This window comes from Methylobacterium sp. C33D, assembly GCF_053345825.1.
In genome coordinates this window covers 18,903-35,524 of record NZ_JBKFAV010000032.1, presented here as the reverse complement: position 1 = coordinate 35,524, position 16,622 = coordinate 18,903, and the positions used below count along the sequence as shown (strand labels likewise).

General features: G+C 70.6%; 11 protein-coding genes. 7 read left to right on the top strand and 4 right to left on the bottom strand.

Annotated elements, in window-relative coordinates; all coding sequences use genetic code 11:
• Positions 1–77 precede the first annotated feature (77 nt).
• Positions 78–1,712 (top strand): MFS transporter, encoded by a 1,635-nt coding sequence (locus ACLBXO_RS23045; RefSeq protein ID WP_447686811.1) that lies wholly within the window; start codon positions 78–80, stop codon positions 1,710–1,712.
• A gap of 601 nt (positions 1,713–2,313) precedes the next feature.
• Here ACLBXO_RS23045 and ACLBXO_RS23040 read toward each other — a convergent pair.
• The 4 genes from ACLBXO_RS23040 to ACLBXO_RS23025 form a co-directional block, all read right to left on the bottom strand.
• On the bottom strand, positions 2,314–2,553 hold the full coding sequence (locus ACLBXO_RS23040; protein WP_447686810.1) for a hypothetical protein: 240 nt from the start codon (positions 2,551–2,553) through the stop codon (positions 2,314–2,316).
• 379 nt (positions 2,554–2,932) lie between these two features.
• Positions 2,933–4,531: a bifunctional phosphoribosylaminoimidazolecarboxamide formyltransferase/IMP cyclohydrolase gene (purH, locus tag ACLBXO_RS23035; protein ID WP_447686809.1), complete on the bottom strand. Its 1,599-nt coding sequence runs from the start codon at positions 4,529–4,531 to the stop codon at positions 2,933–2,935.
• Between the two features lie 82 nt (positions 4,532–4,613).
• Positions 4,614–6,362 (bottom strand): heparinase II/III family protein, encoded by a 1,749-nt coding sequence (locus tag ACLBXO_RS23030; protein ID WP_331313060.1) that lies wholly within the window; start codon positions 6,360–6,362, stop codon positions 4,614–4,616.
• Between the two features lie 176 nt (positions 6,363–6,538).
• On the bottom strand, positions 6,539–7,492 hold the full coding sequence (locus ACLBXO_RS23025) for a metal ABC transporter solute-binding protein, Zn/Mn family (protein ID WP_447686808.1): 954 nt from the start codon (positions 7,490–7,492) through the stop codon (positions 6,539–6,541).
• A 155-nt stretch (positions 7,493–7,647) separates the two neighbouring features.
• On the opposite strand from ACLBXO_RS23025, the gene ACLBXO_RS23020 reads away from it, so the two are divergent.
• From ACLBXO_RS23020 to oxc, 6 genes are all read left to right on the top strand, one after another.
• The gene (locus ACLBXO_RS23020) at positions 7,648–8,190 is read left to right on the top strand and encodes a Spy/CpxP family protein refolding chaperone (RefSeq protein WP_447686807.1); all 543 of its coding nucleotides are present in this window, start codon (positions 7,648–7,650) and stop codon (positions 8,188–8,190) included.
• 92 nt (positions 8,191–8,282) lie between these two features.
• The gene (locus ACLBXO_RS23015; protein WP_447686806.1) at positions 8,283–10,043 is read left to right on the top strand and encodes an ABC transporter ATP-binding protein; all 1,761 of its coding nucleotides are present in this window, start codon (positions 8,283–8,285) and stop codon (positions 10,041–10,043) included.
• Between the two features lie 115 nt (positions 10,044–10,158).
• Complete coding sequence (locus ACLBXO_RS23010) at positions 10,159–11,247, top strand: branched-chain amino acid aminotransferase (protein WP_331313055.1); 1,089 nt, start codon at positions 10,159–10,161, stop codon at positions 11,245–11,247.
• A gap of 231 nt (positions 11,248–11,478) precedes the next feature.
• Complete coding sequence (locus ACLBXO_RS23005) at positions 11,479–13,284, top strand: hypothetical protein (RefSeq protein ID WP_447686805.1); 1,806 nt, start codon at positions 11,479–11,481, stop codon at positions 13,282–13,284.
• 134 nt (positions 13,285–13,418) lie between these two features.
• A complete protein-coding gene (gene oxlT, locus ACLBXO_RS23000; protein ID WP_331313053.1) occupies positions 13,419–14,705 on the top strand; it encodes an oxalate/formate MFS antiporter in 1,287 nt (428 codons plus the stop codon).
• Between the two features lie 145 nt (positions 14,706–14,850).
• A complete protein-coding gene (oxc, locus tag ACLBXO_RS22995) occupies positions 14,851–16,596 on the top strand; it encodes an oxalyl-CoA decarboxylase (protein WP_331313052.1) in 1,746 nt (581 codons plus the stop codon).
• Positions 16,597–16,622 lie beyond the last annotated feature (26 nt).

Sequence of the window (16,622 nt, the reverse complement as noted above, 5' to 3'; positions counted from 1 at the left end):
GCCCATGTGCGTCTGGGAGGACCTGTCTTATGCCTGTGGCAACCGCGATCCCGCGAGCGGGAGACGCCGCGCGGCCGATGACGTCGGCCGAGAAGCGGGTGATCTTCGCATCCTCGCTCGGCACCGTGTTCGAGTGGTACGATTTCTATCTCTACGGCTCGCTCGCGGCGATCATCGGCGCGCAGTTCTTCTCGGCCTACCCGCCGGCCACGCGCGACATCTTCGCGCTGCTGGCCTTCGCGGCCGGCTTCATCGTGCGGCCGTTCGGCGCCCTCGTGTTCGGCCGCGTCGGCGACCTCGTCGGGCGCAAGTACACCTTCCTCGTCACGATCCTGATCATGGGTCTGTCGACCTTCATCGTCGGCATCCTGCCCAACGCGGCGACCATCGGCATCGCGGCCCCGATCATCCTGATCGTGTTGCGCCTCGCGCAAGGGTTGGCGCTCGGCGGCGAGTACGGCGGCGCGGCGACCTACGTGGCCGAGCACGCGCCGAACGGCCGGCGCGGCTTCTACACGAGCTGGATCCAGACGACCGCGACGCTCGGCCTGTTCCTGTCGCTGCTGGTGATCCTGGCCACCCGGACCTTCACGGGGGAGGCCGCCTTCGCCGAGTGGGGCTGGCGCATCCCGTTCCTGGTGTCGGTGCTGCTGCTCGGCATCTCGGTCTGGATCCGCCTCCAGCTCTCCGAATCCCCGGCGTTCCAGAAGATGAAGGAGGAGGGCAAGACCTCGAAGGCGCCGCTCACGGAGGCGTTCGGCGAGTGGCGGAACGCGAAGTTCGCGCTCATCGCCCTGTTCGGGCTCGTCGCCGGCCAGGGCGTCGTCTGGTACACGGGTCAGTTCTACGCGCTGTTCTTCCTGCAATCGATCCTGAAGGTCGACGGGTACACGGCCAACCTGCTGATCGCCTGGTCGCTGCTCCTCGGGACCGGCTTCTTCGTCGTCTTCGGCTGGCTGTCCGACAAGATCGGCCGCAAGGTCATCATCCTGGCGGGCTGCGCGATCGCTGCGGCGACGTTCTTCCCGATCTTCAAGGGGATCACCTCGACGGCCAACCCGAAGCTCGAGGCGGCGATCGAGAACGTGAAGGTGACGGTGACGGCCGATCCGGCCGCCTGCGGGACCCTGTTCAACCCGGTCGGGACCCGGGTGTTCACCCAGCCCTGCGACCTCGCCCGCGACTTCCTGTCGAAGTCGTCGGTCCGCTACACGACCGTGCCCGGCGCGGCCGGCCAGCCCACCACGATCCGGATCAACGACACGGAGATCCCGTACCCGCAGGGCGGCAACGCCGAGGCCAACAAGGCCACGGCCACCGCGCTCCAGGCCGCGGGCTACCCGAAGGCCGGCGACCCCGAGATCGTCAAGATGGCGAACCCGTTCGACATCTTCCGGCCGCAGGTCGCGCAGGTGATCGGCCTGCTGTTCATCCTCGTGCTGTTCGTCACGATGGTCTACGGCCCGATCGCCGCCATGCTGGTGGAGCTGTTCCCGACCCGGATCCGCTACACCTCGATGTCGCTGCCCTACCACATCGGCAACGGCTGGTTCGGCGGACTCTTGCCGGCGACGGCCTTCGCCATGGTGGCACAGACCGGCGACATCTATTTCGGCCTCTGGTACCCGATCGTCATCGCGGTGGCGACGGTGATCATCGGCGTGCTGTTCGTGCCGGAGACCAAGGATCGCGACATCTTCGCCGACACCTGATCGGCGCGAGCCGACCGGATCCCGGTCCGGCCCGCGTCAACGGCGCCCAGGCAGCACCCGCTGCCTGGGCGTTCTCGTTCGGGGCGGCGCCTCGCGGCCGCCCCGCTTGTGTCGAGCCTGCAACGACGGCGCGAATTAGCGATCCGTGCGGTACGTCACGGATTGCGTTTCGTCTGATCCTGTACGGAGGTGACAAGTATCGAGACCCGGCGAAAACGGCCCTCCTCGGATGGAGCCGTCGCGCCAATTGTCTTGGTTTTGATTTCACGCGTTGTAAGAGGCTAATTATTGCAACTGCAAGTAAAATATCGGCCATCCCCGGACTTACCGATGGCCGTGCCGGTCACCTGAACCTGTCTACAATTTAACCTGCCGACAATACGCCCGGTGGAACCCTGTGCGGTACGAGTCCGTATCAGGTCACCCTCCGCTCCGGGTTCCTGGGATATCGAACGTGAACACCGTCCTGACACATCTGCGCCGTCAGCCCGGCACGAAGCCCCCCCTTCTCCTGGTGATCGTCTGGTCCGTCGTTGCTGCGGGGCTCTGGATCCTGATCAACAGGTGCGCCGGACATCTGGTCTGGTTGTGGTGATCCGCCTCACCGCCCCCGGTCATTCTCGGGATAGCCGGTGGAATAGGCACCGACGAGATATCCCGCCTGGTGCGCGGTCAGGTACCCCATCACGATCAGCACACGCAGCAGGTCGATCCCGTAGACGGACACGAAGATCGTCGCGGCCGTGACCAGGATCACCGACGAGGTCAGCGCGACGACGATCACCGAGTAGGACCGGCCGATCAGCCATCCCACGACAAACAACAGCGCTGCGACCACCATCTCGTCACCCGAGCCGGACTTGTTCCAGGAAGTCCTTCACACGAGCTTCCGGCGCACATCTCCGTGATTGTGGCGTGCGGCAGAAAAAATTTCAACCCGCGCAGCAGATGCCGTACATATTCGCCAAGATGGGAATATTACACCCGCAATAATGCTTCAAAAATTGCGTTTCTGGACGCCATCTATCCATTGCCGAGCTTCGGCTGGACAGGGACCTTTTCGCGGCAATGCTCGGCCGACCCGCGCAACCGGCCGGAAATCGGCGCGACCGAACCGATCGCGCCGGATCGTTAACGCCGCGCCGGTGCCACGGCACGACCTCCGCGGCGCCCGGTCCGGCCGTCGAGATCACGAACGCCCCGGAGAACGGCCACGCGGCTCAGTGCCGGAAGTGGCGGTACCCGGTCAGGACCATCGCGAGACCGGCCTCGTCGGCCGCCGCGATCACGTCCGCGTCGCGCATCGAGCCGCCGGGCTGGATCACCGCGGTGGCGCCCGCTTCGGCGGCCGCCATGAGGCCGTCCGCGAACGGGAAGAACGCGTCCGACGCCACCACTGAACCGACAGCGAGGCTCTCGGCCAGCCCGAGACGCTTCGCTCCCTCGGCGGCCTTCCAGGCGGCGATGCGCGAGGAATCGACCCGGGACATCTGGCCCGCGCCGATGCCGACCGTGGCGCCGGCCTTCGCGTACACGATGGCGTTCGACTTCACGTGCTTGGCCACCCTGTAGGCGAACCGGAGATCGGCCAGTTCGGCCTCGCTCGGCGCGCGCTTCGTCACGACCTTGAGCGGCATGTCGTCGACGACCGCCGCGTCCCGGCTCTGGACCAGCAGACCGCCCGCGAGAGTCCGCACGGTCTCACCGCCGGCCCGCGGGTCGGGCACGCCGCCGGCCAGCAGCAGGCGCAGGTTCTTCTTGCCGGCCACGATGGCGGCCGCCTCGGGCGTGGCGTCGGGGGCGATGATCACCTCGGTGAAGATCTCGACGATCCGGCGGGCCGCCTCGGCGTCGAGGGTCCGGTTCAGCGCGACGATGCCGCCGAAGGCCGAGGTCGGATCGCAGCTCAGAGCCCGCTCGTAGGCCTCGATCAGGCTCGTCCCCTCGGCGACGCCGCAGGGGTTGGCGTGCTTGATGATCGCCACGGCGGCGGTCCGGGCCGGGTCGAACTCGGCCACGCACTCGTAGGCGGCGTCCGTGTCGTTGAAGTTGTTGTAGGACAGCTCCTTGCCCTGGAGCTGGCGGGCGGTGGCCACGCCCGCCCGGACCTTGCCGGGGGCGCGGTAGAAGGCGGCCGACTGGTGAGGGTTCTCGCCGTAGCGGAGCTCCTGGCCGAGGGCGCCCCCGAAGGCCCGGAAGCGAGCCGGCGCCTCGGCGCCGAAGCGGCCGGCCATCCAGTTGGCGATGGCGGCGTCGTATGACGCGGTGCGGGCGAAGGCCTTCTGCGCCAGACTCCGGCGCAGATCCGCGCCCAGCGCCCCGTCCTGGGCCTCCAGGGCGGCGAGCACGCCGGCATAGTCCGAGACATCGGTGACGACGGCGACGTCCGCGTGGTTCTTGGCCGCCGCGCGGATCATCGCCGGGCCGCCGATATCGATGTTCTCGATGCAGTCGGCGTCCGACCGGTCCGCCGCGATGGTCGCCTCGAACGGGTACAGGTTGACCACGAGGAGATCGATGGCGCCGATCCCGTGGGCGGCGAGCGCGGCCTGATGTTCGGGGTTGTCGCGGATGGCGAGCAGGCCGCCGTGCACCGCCGGGTGCAGCGTCTTGACCCGGCCGTCCATCATCTCCGGGAAGCCCGTCAGGTCGGCGACCTCGGTGACCGGCAGGCCGGCCTCCTGCAGGGTGCGGTGCGTGCCCCCGGTCGAGACCAGCGCGACGCCGCAGGCGTGGAGCGCCCGGGCGAAGTCGACGAGGCCGGTCTTGTCCGAGACCGAGAGGAGCGCGCGGGAGACCCGCACCTGATCGTGCGCCATAGCTACGTGCCGAAGTTCGAGATTTTCGGGCGCGGTAGCATGGAAACGGTGACCCGGGCCAGCCGGGCCCGTCGGGCGCCTGTCAGGGCGCCACGCCGCGCAGGGGCGCGGAGGCCTGGCGCTCGAAGGTCCATCGAACCTCGACGTCGTCGGACACCCGCAGGTGGAGGACAATCTGGTCGGTCCGGCGCGGCCCGGTCAGGCCCGAGAAGTAGACGCTCTCCTCGATGGCGATCTCGGCGTTCTCGGCGCGGAAGATCCAGATTTCCCCGAGCGCCGAGGCGAGCTCCAGTCCCTCGGGGATGCTGCGCACCGCGATGCCGGGATGGAGGTGGAAGCGGATCGCCACGTCCTGCGGGCGCAGCCGTCGCCCGCGGCTGAGCCCCTTGCCCTGTCGCAGGAAGGCGTCGCGGCCCTCGAGTCGCGCCGTCGCGTGGAACAGCTGCCAGCGGCGCTCATGAACGATGCCGAATTCGGGGCCGTAGCCGTTGTGCCGGGCCGCGAGGACGACGCTGTCGGCCTCCTCGGCCCGCTCGGCCGCCACCGCCGACGGACCGCTCAGGACCACCGGCCCGCGCCGGCGGATCAGCCAGTCGGCCACGAGCCGCTCGCCCCACCACCCGGTGCGGGTGAGGAACCGGCAGGACGAGGCGTGCGCCACCGAGGCCGTGGAATGGGCCGGCGTCGAGCGGGCCAGGAGGCGCAGATCGGCCCCGCTGGCCGGCAGGCCGCAATTGACCACGATGCGCTGCGGACCGCTCGACATCTCGAAGGCGAGGCAGCCCGCCCCGGCATTGACCGCGTAGGGCAGCGGCGGGCTGGCGCCGACATCGGCCACGATCACGACCCGGCCGCCCTCCAGGCGCTCGTAGCCCGAATTCGGCGCGTGCATCAGCGGGCGCGCGAGCGCACCGTCGTAGACCAGCAGGGTCGCCAGATGGTCCGCGTCGGTGGCGCCCATGCCGTTGAAGTGGCTCAGCGAGGCGTCCGGGTGGCGCAGGAGCCGCAGCAGCGGCAGCATCCGGTCGACGGCGCGCAGGAGCGCCAGCGGCGGCTCGACGCTGCGGCTGAGGTAGCTCTGGCGCAGCGGCAGGAGGTCGAGGAGCAGCTCCATGGCGTAGCGCGGGTCGCGGGAGCGGTGGCCGCCGTCGGTCAGGATCTGCCGGTCGAGTTCCCGCGTCAGGATGCGGGTCGCCCGGCGCAGGATCGGCTGGATGCCGTCGCAGCACAGACCGGCGTAGCAGAGCGCCACCGCGGCGTTCAGGCGCCATTGCGGCGGCACGCCCCGCCGGAGATCGCGCTCGAGCTGCTGCGCGTTGCGGCCGATCGCCTTGAGGAAGTTCTGGTAGAAGCCGTGATCGGCACCCTCCAGCACGAGGGGCGACTGGCACAGGAACGAGATCAGCCGGCGCGCCGCGACCGGCGTCTGGCGGGCGAGCGCCGCGTCGCCGCGGCCGGCGATGAAATCGGCCACGAAGGCGCGGGCATTGGCGCGCGCAAGCGCGGTGTCGGCGGCGCGCAGGTGGCGCAGCCAGCCGAAGCCGTAGAGCTCGTCGGCCCATTCCGGCGACGGCGCCGCGTAGTCGAACGGCGAGCCGCCGCTCGCCGCGAGCGACCGGCCGGCGAAGACGAACAGGCCGGCGTAGATGTCGTCCGCGAAGGTCGCGTCGGAGGTGCGCAGGTCCTGCGGCGCGATCACCAGCCCGGCCACGCGCATCCGGGCGAGGATGTCGGGCGGGGCGGTGACGCGGGCGCCGGCGGCGCGGACCGCGCGCGCGGTCTCGCGCGCGACGAGCCGATAGAAGCGCCAGCGGTCAGGCCCCCAAGCCACGCGATCTCCGAGCTACGCGTTCTGACAAGGCCCCAAGGCCTTGAGCCCTCGCGCACGAGGATCGGCTGGCACCCGTTTCGTAAGGCTAGTGGGGGCCTCTTAACCGGCGGTTTACGCTATGTCATGTCCGACGCTGTGAAGGCGAATGACGGGGGCGACCCGCCCGCGCGGCGCGGCTAGCCCGGCATCAGCGCGGCGTCGAACGCCGTCAGGTTCGACCGCATCAGGTCGAGATAGGTCGCGGCCGGGCCGTCCGGCGCCGAGAGCGCGTCGGAATAGACCTTGCCGCCGACGCGGGCGCCGCTCTCACGGGCGATCTGCTGCATCTGGCGCGGGTCGCTGATGTTCTCGAGGAACACCGCCGGCACGCGCTCCTTCCGGATCTGGCGGATGATCGCCGCCACGTCCCGCGGGCTCGCCTCGCTGTCCGTCGACACGCCCTGCGGCGCGATGAAGCGCAGGCCGTAGGCCGCCGCGAAGTAGCCGAAGGCGTCGTGGGTCGTGATGATCCGCCGCCGCTCCGGCGGGATGCGGGCGATCGCCGCCCGGACGTCCCGCTCCAGCGCGTCCAGCTCGGCGAGATAGGCGGTCGCTGCCGCCCGATAGGCGTCGGCATGGGCCGGATCGACCTTGGCGAGGCCGTCGCGAATGTTCGCCACGTAGATCCGCACGTTGGCGACGTCCTGCCAGGCATGCGGGTCCACGGCGTGGTCTCCGTCCCCGTGGCCGTTGCCGTGGTCGCCGCCGTCGCCGTGGGCGTGCTCATCCTGGGCGGGCAGAGGCTTCACGCCCGCGGAGGCCACCACGACGGGCGCGCGCGTCCCGGAGGCCCGGATCAGCCGGTCGAACCAGCCCTCCAGCCCGAGCCCGTTGACGAACACGATGTCGGCTTCGGCGAGCTTGCGCGCGTCGGCCGGGGACGGGCTCAGGCCGTGGGCATCGGAGTCCGGCCCGACCAGCGTCGCCACCGCCACGTGCGATCCGCCGACCTGCCGGACGAGGTCGCCGAGGATCGAGAAGGTCGCCACCGCCCGCACCGGCCCGTCCGGCGGGGCGGCCGCGGCAGGCCACGCAGACCCGAACCACAGGCACAGGATCGCGAGCGCCGTGATCCGGAAAGTTGTCGCCACGTCCCGCACCGCTCACCTGCCCGAAGTCCCGTCGCGCCTGCCACTAATGTAACATTGTTACATACACAAGCGGGATACACGGCGGGTGCCCTATGCGCGGCGTTGGGTGCCGTCGCGGGCCGCGGCGACATCCCGAGCGTGAGACGGAGAATTTCATGTCCCGACGTTTGACGACGGCCATGCTGGTGAGCGGGGCCCTCGGACTGGGGCTCGCCGGCGCGGCCGTTGCGCGCGATCACGGGGCCGACGGTTTCCGCGGGCACGGGCGCTGGAGCGCGCTGACGCCCGAGGACCGCGCGGCCTTCACGGATGCCCGCATCGCCGCCCTGCATGCCGGGCTGAAGCTCAACGCCGACCAGGAGAAGCTGTGGCCGCCGGTGGAGACGGCGATCCGCGACATGGCCAAGCTGCGCCAGCAGCGGCGCGAGGCGATGCGCGACCGGCCGAAATTCAGCGACGACGCCCCGGCGGCGCTGCGGGCCATGGCGGACGCGGCGAGCGCGCGGGGCGACGCTTTGCGCAAGCTCGCGGACGCGTCGCAGCCGCTCTACGCCAGCCTCGACGCCGATCAGAAGCGGCGCGCCATGATCCTCGCCCGGCCGATGGGCCCGATGGGCGGCCACGGCATGCGGGGCGGCTGGCACCGCGACCGCGGTGACGATCATGACGATCGCGGGCCGCGCGGCGACGACCGCTGAGCAAAAGCCTTGATCCGCGGCGGCGGCGGCGGCAAACCGCTGCCGCCGCGCATTCTGCCAAAGGGCGGCACTGATCCGACCCGGTAGGTCTCATGGCGCGCCTTCCCGGCGACACGGCTCCCCTCCTCGCCCGGCTCTGGCGCACCTGGCTGTACCCGCACCGGGCCACCCTCGCGGTGGTGCTGGTGCTGATCGCGCTGGTGGGCGCCTCGACCGGGCTCTACCCGGCGCTGATCAAGGCCGCCTTCGACGCCTTCGACCGCAAGGATGCCGCCGCCATCGCGTACGGACCGCTGGTGGTGATCGTGGTCACGGCCACGCGCGGCTTCGCCCTGTACGGACAGACGGTGCTGACCAACCGCGTGGTGACCCGGGTCGAGGCCGACATGCAGGCCGCGCTCTACGGGCACCTGATCGATTCGGACCTCGCCCAGCTCGGCCGCGAGAGCCCGGCGGCGCTGACCCAGCGCTTCACCACCGACTTCGCCTTCATCAAGGAGGCGCTGACCCGCATCTCGACGGTCCTGCTCCGAGACATCGCGATGCTGATCGGGCTCGTGGCGGCGCTGATCTGGATGGATCCGGTGCTGACCCTGGTGGCCGGCGTCACGGTCCCGTTCGTTGCCGGGCCGATCGGCCGGATCGGCAGGAAGCTCCGGCGGGTCTCGACCTCGACCCAGGAGCAGATGGGGGCCACCGCCAGCCTGATCTCCGAGAGCCTGCAGGGGGCGCGGGTCGCCAAGACCTTCGCCATGGAGAGCTACCTCAAGGGCCGTGCCGCCGCCGCCCTCGACGAGGTGCGCCGCCTCAAGATGAAGGCCGCCAACGCCCGCGGCCGCCTCGACCCGCTCCTGGAGATCGGCGGCGGCATCGCGGTGGCGGGCGTGCTGGTGCTGGTCGGGCAGCGGGTTCTCGCCGGGGAGAAGACGGTCGGCGACTTCACCGGCTACGTGGCGGCGCTGCTGCTGGCCGCGCAGCCGGCCCGGGCGCTGGGCAATCTCAACGCCATCCTGCAGGAAGCCGCCGCCGCGCTGCGGCGCTACTTCGACGTGATGGACGAGGCCCCCACGATCCGCGAGGCGCCGGATGCCCCGCCGCTGGCGATCGCGGGCGGCGCCGTCGAGTTCGCGGACGTGCGGTTCCGCTACCGGCCGGACGCGCCGGCGCTGGAGGGCATCGACCTCGCGGTGCCGGCCGGCTCCGTGACGGCGCTGGTCGGGCGCTCCGGCTCGGGCAAGTCCTCGCTGCTCAACCTCGTTCCGCGCCTCTATGACGTCACCGGCGGCGCCGTGACCATCGACGGCCAGGACGTCCGGACCGTGACGCTGGCCTCGCTGCGCGCCGCGGTCGCGGTGGTCTCGCAGGAGGTCGTGCTGTTCGACGACACGATCGCCGCCAATATCGGCTTCGGGCGGCCGGGTTCGACGCGCACGGAGATCGAGGCGGCCGCGGAGGCCGCAGCGGCCCACGGCTTCATCTCGGCCCTGCCGGAGGGCTACGGGTTCCGGGTCGGCTCGGGCGGCGGGCGGCTCTCCGGCGGCGAGCGACAGCGGGTGGCGCTGGCCCGCGCCTTCCTCAAGGACGCGCCGATCCTGCTCCTCGACGAGGCGACCTCGGCCCTCGACTCCGAATCGGAGCGGCTGGTCCAGGCGGCGCTGACCCGGCTCATGCGTGGCCGGACGACCCTGGTGATCGCCCACCGGCTGTCGACGGTGCGCGAGGCCGATCAGATCGCCGTGCTGGACGCCGGCCGCGTGATCGAGATCGGGCGGCACGACGACCTGCTCGCGGCCGGCGGCCCCTACGCGCGCCTCCACCGGTTGCAGCTGTCGGAATCGGCGACCGCCGAGTGAGCCGCCACGTGGCAGGCAGGGCGACTCGCATATGCGGCGACGCCGTCATGCGCCGGCTCCGTAGATTCGCGCGCCGGAGCGCGCCATAAGGGCCTCAGTCGATGAGGACCACACCGTGAGCGACCTGACGTTCGAGATCCAAAGTCATCCCGCGCCGCGGACCGCCGAGGAGCGGGCCGCGCTGATGGCGAATCCAGGCTTCGGCAAGGTGTTCACGGACCACATGGTGGTGGCGCGGTACACGGCCGGCCGCGGCTGGCACGACGCGCGGATCCAGGCCCGCGAGGCCATCCCGCTGGATCCCGCCGCCGCGGTCCTGCACTACGCGCAGGAGATCTTCGAGGGTCTGAAGGCCTACCGCACCGCCGACGGCGGCGCGGCCCTGTTCCGGCCCGAGGCCAACGCCCTCCGCTTCCGCCGCTCGGCCGAGCGCATGGCGATGGCGCCGTTCCCCGAGGACGCCTTCGTGGAGGCGATGCGCAGGCTCGTCGAGATCGACCGCGCCTGGATCCCCGACACGCCGGACGGCAGCCTCTACCTGCGCCCGTTCATGATCGCCAGCGAGGCCTTCCTCGGGGTCAAGCCGGCCTCGGAATACCTGTTCGTGACGATCGCCTCGGCGGTCGGCTCGTACTTCAAGGACCCGACCGGGACCGTCACCGTGTGGGTCTCGGAGCACTTCACCCGCGCCGCCCCGGGCGGCACGGGCGCGGCCAAGTGCGGCGGCAACTACGCGGCGAGCCTCGCGGCGCAGTCGGAAGCGGCGTCCCAGGGCTGCGAGCAGGTGGTGTTCCTGGACGCGGCCGAGCGCCGCTACGTCGAGGAGCTCGGCGGCATGAACGTGTTCTTCGTGTTCGAGGACGGTACGCTGGTGACGCCGCCGCTCTCGGACAGCATCCTGCCCGGCATCACCCGCGACTCGGTGATCACCCTGGCCCAGGAGGCCGGCCTGACCGTGAAGGAGGAGCCCTACACGATCGACGCGTGGCGCGCCGACGTGCGGGAGGGTCGCCTCACCGAGGCCTTCGCCTGCGGCACCGCCGCGGTGATCACGCCGATCGGCACCGTGAAGGGCCGGGAGGAGAGCTTCACCATCGGGACCGGCAAGGCCGGCCCCGTGGCCCAGCGGCTGCGCAGCCTGCTGGTGGACATCCAGCGGGGCAATTCCAATGACGCCCATGGCTGGTTCCAGAAGATCTTCTAGGGCTCTTCGCCCGGCCGCGGCGGCGCGACCGGCGTCGGGACGGCCGGGCCTGCCTCCGGGACCCGGCAGGCGCCCGTGCCGGCCCCGCCCCGATCTGCCGGAGCGCGCAGGCCTCGACCTGGGTCTGCGGCCGGCCGCGCGGTCGCCGGACGCTTCCGGCACCGCCGTGCGTTCCCGCGGCGCGAGGCGATCCGACCGGAACGACCGATCCGCGACGCGGCGGACGCCCGCGTGACGGACGCCGCGATCCTCGCTCCCGACATCCCCGTCGGTCCCTGGAACCCGGGCGTCCGGTCCGATCTGCCGTCCGCGTTCCTGCCTCTGGTCACCGTCTACAGGCCGGAACACGTCGAGACGCCGCTCCGCGACGCCCTGGACCTGAGCGATCTCTGCGGGCTCCCTGCCCGCCAGCTCACGCGGTTCCGGGCCGGCCGCCTCGTCGTCCACGAGGTCCTGATCCGGGTCATGTCGGACCTGTCCGTGCCGGTCGGCGCGGTCTACGCCGATCTCGGCGTGAACTTCCGGGCCATCGTCGCGACGATCCTGCGCGAGGGAATCGAGCCCCGCCTCGGCGAGATCGAAGCCGCCCTCGCGGGCCTCCGCGCCGAGGCCGACACGGTGCTCGCCCGCGAGGTCGCCGCGATCCTGGACGAGCGGCCGGCCCCGCCGCCGCCGGAGCCGCGCTGGTTCGACCGGCTCCTCGGGCGGCGGCCCGCGATCATCGAGGCCCCGCGCGAGGATCTTCCGACCCGCGCCCTGCGCCACCTCGAAACCTGGCAGCGGCGCGCCGCCGAGGCCGGCGACGCCCTGGAGATCGCCGCCTGCGAGGCCCTGCGCGCCGTCGTGTCAGGCCTGATCGCCCGGCAGAACACCGTCATCCGCGACGCGGCCCTGCTGCGGACGATCGCGGGGACGCTCGTCTCGAACGGCTACGGCAGCCGCCGCATCGGCGAGCAGATCGAGCCCTGGATCGACGCGGTCGTGGAGGCGCAGCGCTACCGGCGGCTGGCGCCGCAGGATCATCCGGTGGTGATGAACGTGAAGGGCGCCTCGGCGTCCGGGAAGAGCACGATACGTCCCTACCAGCTCGGCCTCGCCAGGCGCCTGGGCATGGCGTGGTCGGACTTCGCGGTGATCACCCCGGATGTCTGGCGCAAGTACCTCCTCGACTATGACAGCCTGGGCGAGGCCTCGCGCTATGCCGGGACGCTGACCGGCTACGAGGTCGAGATCATCGACATGAAGCTCGACCGCTACGTCACCCGCAAGGCGGCGGAGCGGCGGATCTCCAACCTGCTGATCGACCGGTTCCGGTTCGACAGCTTCCAGGCCGAGGCCGGCTCGGACGGCGGCGGCCAGCTGCTCACCCGGTTCGGAGACCGGGTCTACATGCAGTTCATGGTCACGCCTCCGGCCGACACCGTGGAGCGGGCCTGGAAGCGCGGCGAACTGTTCGGCCGCTACAAGGCCGTGGAGGACCTGCTGGCCCACAACGTCGAGGCCTATACCGGGATGCCGCGCCTGTTCTTCAACTGGGCGCTCGCCCGCGACAAGCAGGTGGTCTGCGAGTTCCTCGACAACAGCGTGCCGCTGGGCGAGCGCCCGCGCACGATCGCCTTCTGGGCGGACGGCATCCTCAACATCCTCGACGTGAAGGGGCTGATCGACATCGACCGCTTCCGGAAGGTCGACATCTTCGCCCGCGGCCCCGAGGCGGTGTTCGAGGGCGCCGACCTCTCGGCAGCCGCCAACACCACCTTCCTGCGGGACTGCCTGCGCCGGATGACCACCGTCCGATTTGTTCAGGCCGAGACCGGACGCGCGATCCTGCGACTCGACCGCGGACGCATCATCGCGCTGGATCCGGACACCCTCGCGGCGGTGAAGGCGGGCCCGGACTGGGAGGCCGCCTGCGCGGTCATCGGCTTCCCGAGCGATCCGGGCCCGATCCCCATCCTGGAGGAGACCCTGCACCCGGCGGACGCGCCGACGCTCGGCGCGTGGGGCCCGATTCCTGCAGCGGGGCAAACGGAATAATATCGCCGCCCTGACAGTTCATCCCGTCCGTCTCACGCTGGTATATTGCATACCTAGAACGGATGTGCATGATCGTCGGTGCATGAGAGACGCCGCCATAGCAAGGCCGCGCCGCCCAAGAGAGAGGCTCAGGGATGGAACGCCAGGATTCGCCGTCGGCGAAATGGTGGCAGCTCGCCTTCGGCGTGATCTGCATGGCCATGATCGCCAACCTTCAATACGGTTGGACATTGTTCGTCGACCCCATCGACCAGCGCTATCATTGGGGTCGCGCGGCGATCCAGCTCGCCTTCACGCTGTTCGTCGCCACCGAGACCTGGCTGGTCCCGGTCGAGGCGTGGTTCGTCGACCGCTACGGTCCGAAGATCGTGGTCGCCTTCGGCGGCGTGATGATCGCCCTCGCCTGGACGATCAACGCCTACGCCGACAGCTTGGCGATGCTCTATCTCGGCGCCGTCATCGCCGGCATCGGGGCGGGCTCGGTCTACGGCACCTGCGTGGGCAACGCGCTCAAGTGGTTCCCGCACCGCCGCGGCCTCGCCGCCGGTGCCACCGCGGCCGGCTTCGGCGCGGGTGCCGCCATCACGGTGGTGCCGATCGCCCGCATGATCGCGTCGAGCGGCTACCAGGACGCCTTCCTGTACTTCGGCATCGGTCAGGGTGTCGTGGTCCTCGCGCTCGCCTTCCTGCTGCGCAAGCCGTCGACCAACACGCCGGTCCAGCGCAAGAGCACCCGCCTGCCGCAGACCAAGGTCGACCGCAGCCCCCGCGAGGCGGTGCGCACCCCGGTCTTCTGGGTGATGTACGCCATGTTCGTGATGGTCGCCTCCGGCGGCCTGATGGCGGCGGCGCAGATCGCCCCGATCGCCCACGACTTCCAGGTAGCCGGCGTGCCGGTGAGCCTGTTCGGCCTCCAGATGGCGGCCCTGACGCTGGCGATCTCGCTCGACCGGATCTTCGACGGGTTCGGGCGACCGTTCTTCGGCTACGTCTCCGACAACATCGGCCGCGAGAACACGATGTTCATCGCCTTCTCGACGGCGGCTCTGGCGGTGATCGTGCTGCTGACCTACGGGCACACCCCTATGGTCTTCGTGCTGGCCACCGCGGTGTATTTCGGGGTCTTCGGCGAGATCTACTCGCTGTTCCCGGCGACCTGCGGCGATACGTTCGGCTCCAAGTACGCGGCCAGCAACGCCGGCCTGCTCTACACCGCCAAGGGCACCGCGGCCTTCCTCGTCCCCTTCGCCAGCATCCTGTCGGCGGCCTACGGCTGGTCAGCGGTGTTCACGCTGATCATCATCCTCAACGTGACGGCGGCGGCGATGGCGATGTTCGTCCTGCGCCCGATGCGGGCCCGCTACCTCGCCACGGAGGAGCAGCCCGCGGCGCTCGGCGCCCAGCCGATCCGGGCGGCCTGACCGGCCCCCGCCCCACGACGTCGCGCGAGCGACGTCCGACCGTCACGGATCCCCCGCCCGCCCCCTGTTCGGGAGCGCGGGGGATCCCCCAGCCAGCCGGCGCCGAGAGCCGCCCGTACACACCGATCCTCCGGGAGAAACCGTGATGACCGCAGTCGCCAAGATCGTCCACACCGCCCCCGAGGTCGAGGCAGAGCCCGAGCTGACCGACGGCTTCCACCTCGTCATCGACGCGCTCAAGCTCAACGGCATCGAGACGATCTACGGTGTCCCGGGGATCCCGATCACCGACCTCGGCCGCATGGCCCAGGCCGAGGGGATGCGGGTGATCTCGTTCCGCCACGAGCAGCACGCCGGCAACGCCGCGGCGATCGCGGGCTTCCTCACCCAGAAGCCGGGCATCTGCCTCACCGTCTCGGCCCCGGGCTTCCTGAACGGCCTGACGGCGCTCGCCAACGCCACCACCAACTGCTTCCCGATGATCCTGATCTCGGGCTCCTCCGAGCGCGAGATCGTCGACCTGCAGCAGGGCGACTACGAGGAGATGGACCAGCTCGCCATCGCCAAGCCCCTGTGCAAGGCGGCCTTCCGCGTCCTGCACGCCGCCGATATCGGCATCGGCGTCGCCCGCGCCATCCGCGCCGCCTGCTCGGGCCGGCCGGGCGGCGTCTACCTCGACCTGCCCGCCAAGCTGTTCTCCCAAGTGATGGACGCCGAGGCCGGCCAGAAGTCGCTGGTCAAGGTGATCGATCCGGCGCCGGCCCAGCACCCCGCCCCCGAGGCGATCGCCCGGGCGCTGGAGGTCCTGAAATCCGCCAAGCGGCCGCTGATCGTGCTCGGCAAGGGCGCCGCCTACGCCCAGGCCGACGCCGCCATCCGTTCGCTGGTCGAGACCAGCGGCATCCCCTACGTGCCGATGAGCATGGCCAAGGGCCTCCTGCCCGACACCCACCCGCTCTCGGCCGGCGCGGCGCGCTCCACGGCGCTGAAGGACTCGGACGTGGTGCTGCTGGTCGGCGCCCGGCTGAACTGGCTGCTGTCGCACGGCAAAGGCAAGAGCTGGGGCGAGCCGGGCTCGACCAAGTTCATCCAGATCGACATCGAGCCCCGCGAGATGGACTCGAACGTCGAGATCGTCGCCCCGGTGGTCGGCGATATCGCCTCCTGCGTGCAGGCGCTGCTCGACGGCATGGGCAAGGGCTGGCAGCAGCCCCCGTCCGACTGGATCGAGACGCTCAAGAGCAAGCGCGAGGCGAACGTCGCCAAGATGGCGCCCAAGCTCATGAGCAACGCCGCGCCCATGAACTTCCACGCCGCGCTCGGCGCGCTGCGCACCATCGTCAAGGAGCGGCCGGACGCGATCCTGGTCAACGAGGGCGCCAACACCCTCGACCTCGCCCGGGGCATCATCGACATGTACCAGCCGCGCAAGCGCCTGGACGTCGGCACCTGGGGCATCATGGGCATCGGCATGGGCTTCGCCGTCGCGGCCGCCGTCGAGACCGGCAAGCCGGTGCTCTGCGTGGAGGGTGACAGCGCCTTCGGCTTCTCCGGCATGGAGGTCGAGACGATCTGCCGGTACGGCCTGCCGGTCTGCATCGTGGTGTTCAACAACAACGGCATCTACCGCGGCACCGACACGGACCCGACCGGCCGCGACCCCGCCACCACAGTGTTTGTGCCGGATTCCCGCTACGACAAGATGATGGAGGCCTTCGGCGGCGTCGGCTACCACGTCACCACGCCGGACGAGCTGACCCGCGCGGTCAACGAGGCGATGAACTCGGGCCGCCCGGCCCTGGTCAACGCCGTCATCGACCCGGCCGCCGGCAGCGAGAGCGGCAACATCGGCAGCCTGAACCCGCAGAGCGGGATCAAGAAGAAGAAGTGAGGCCGAGTCCCTCGCGGGATCTCTGA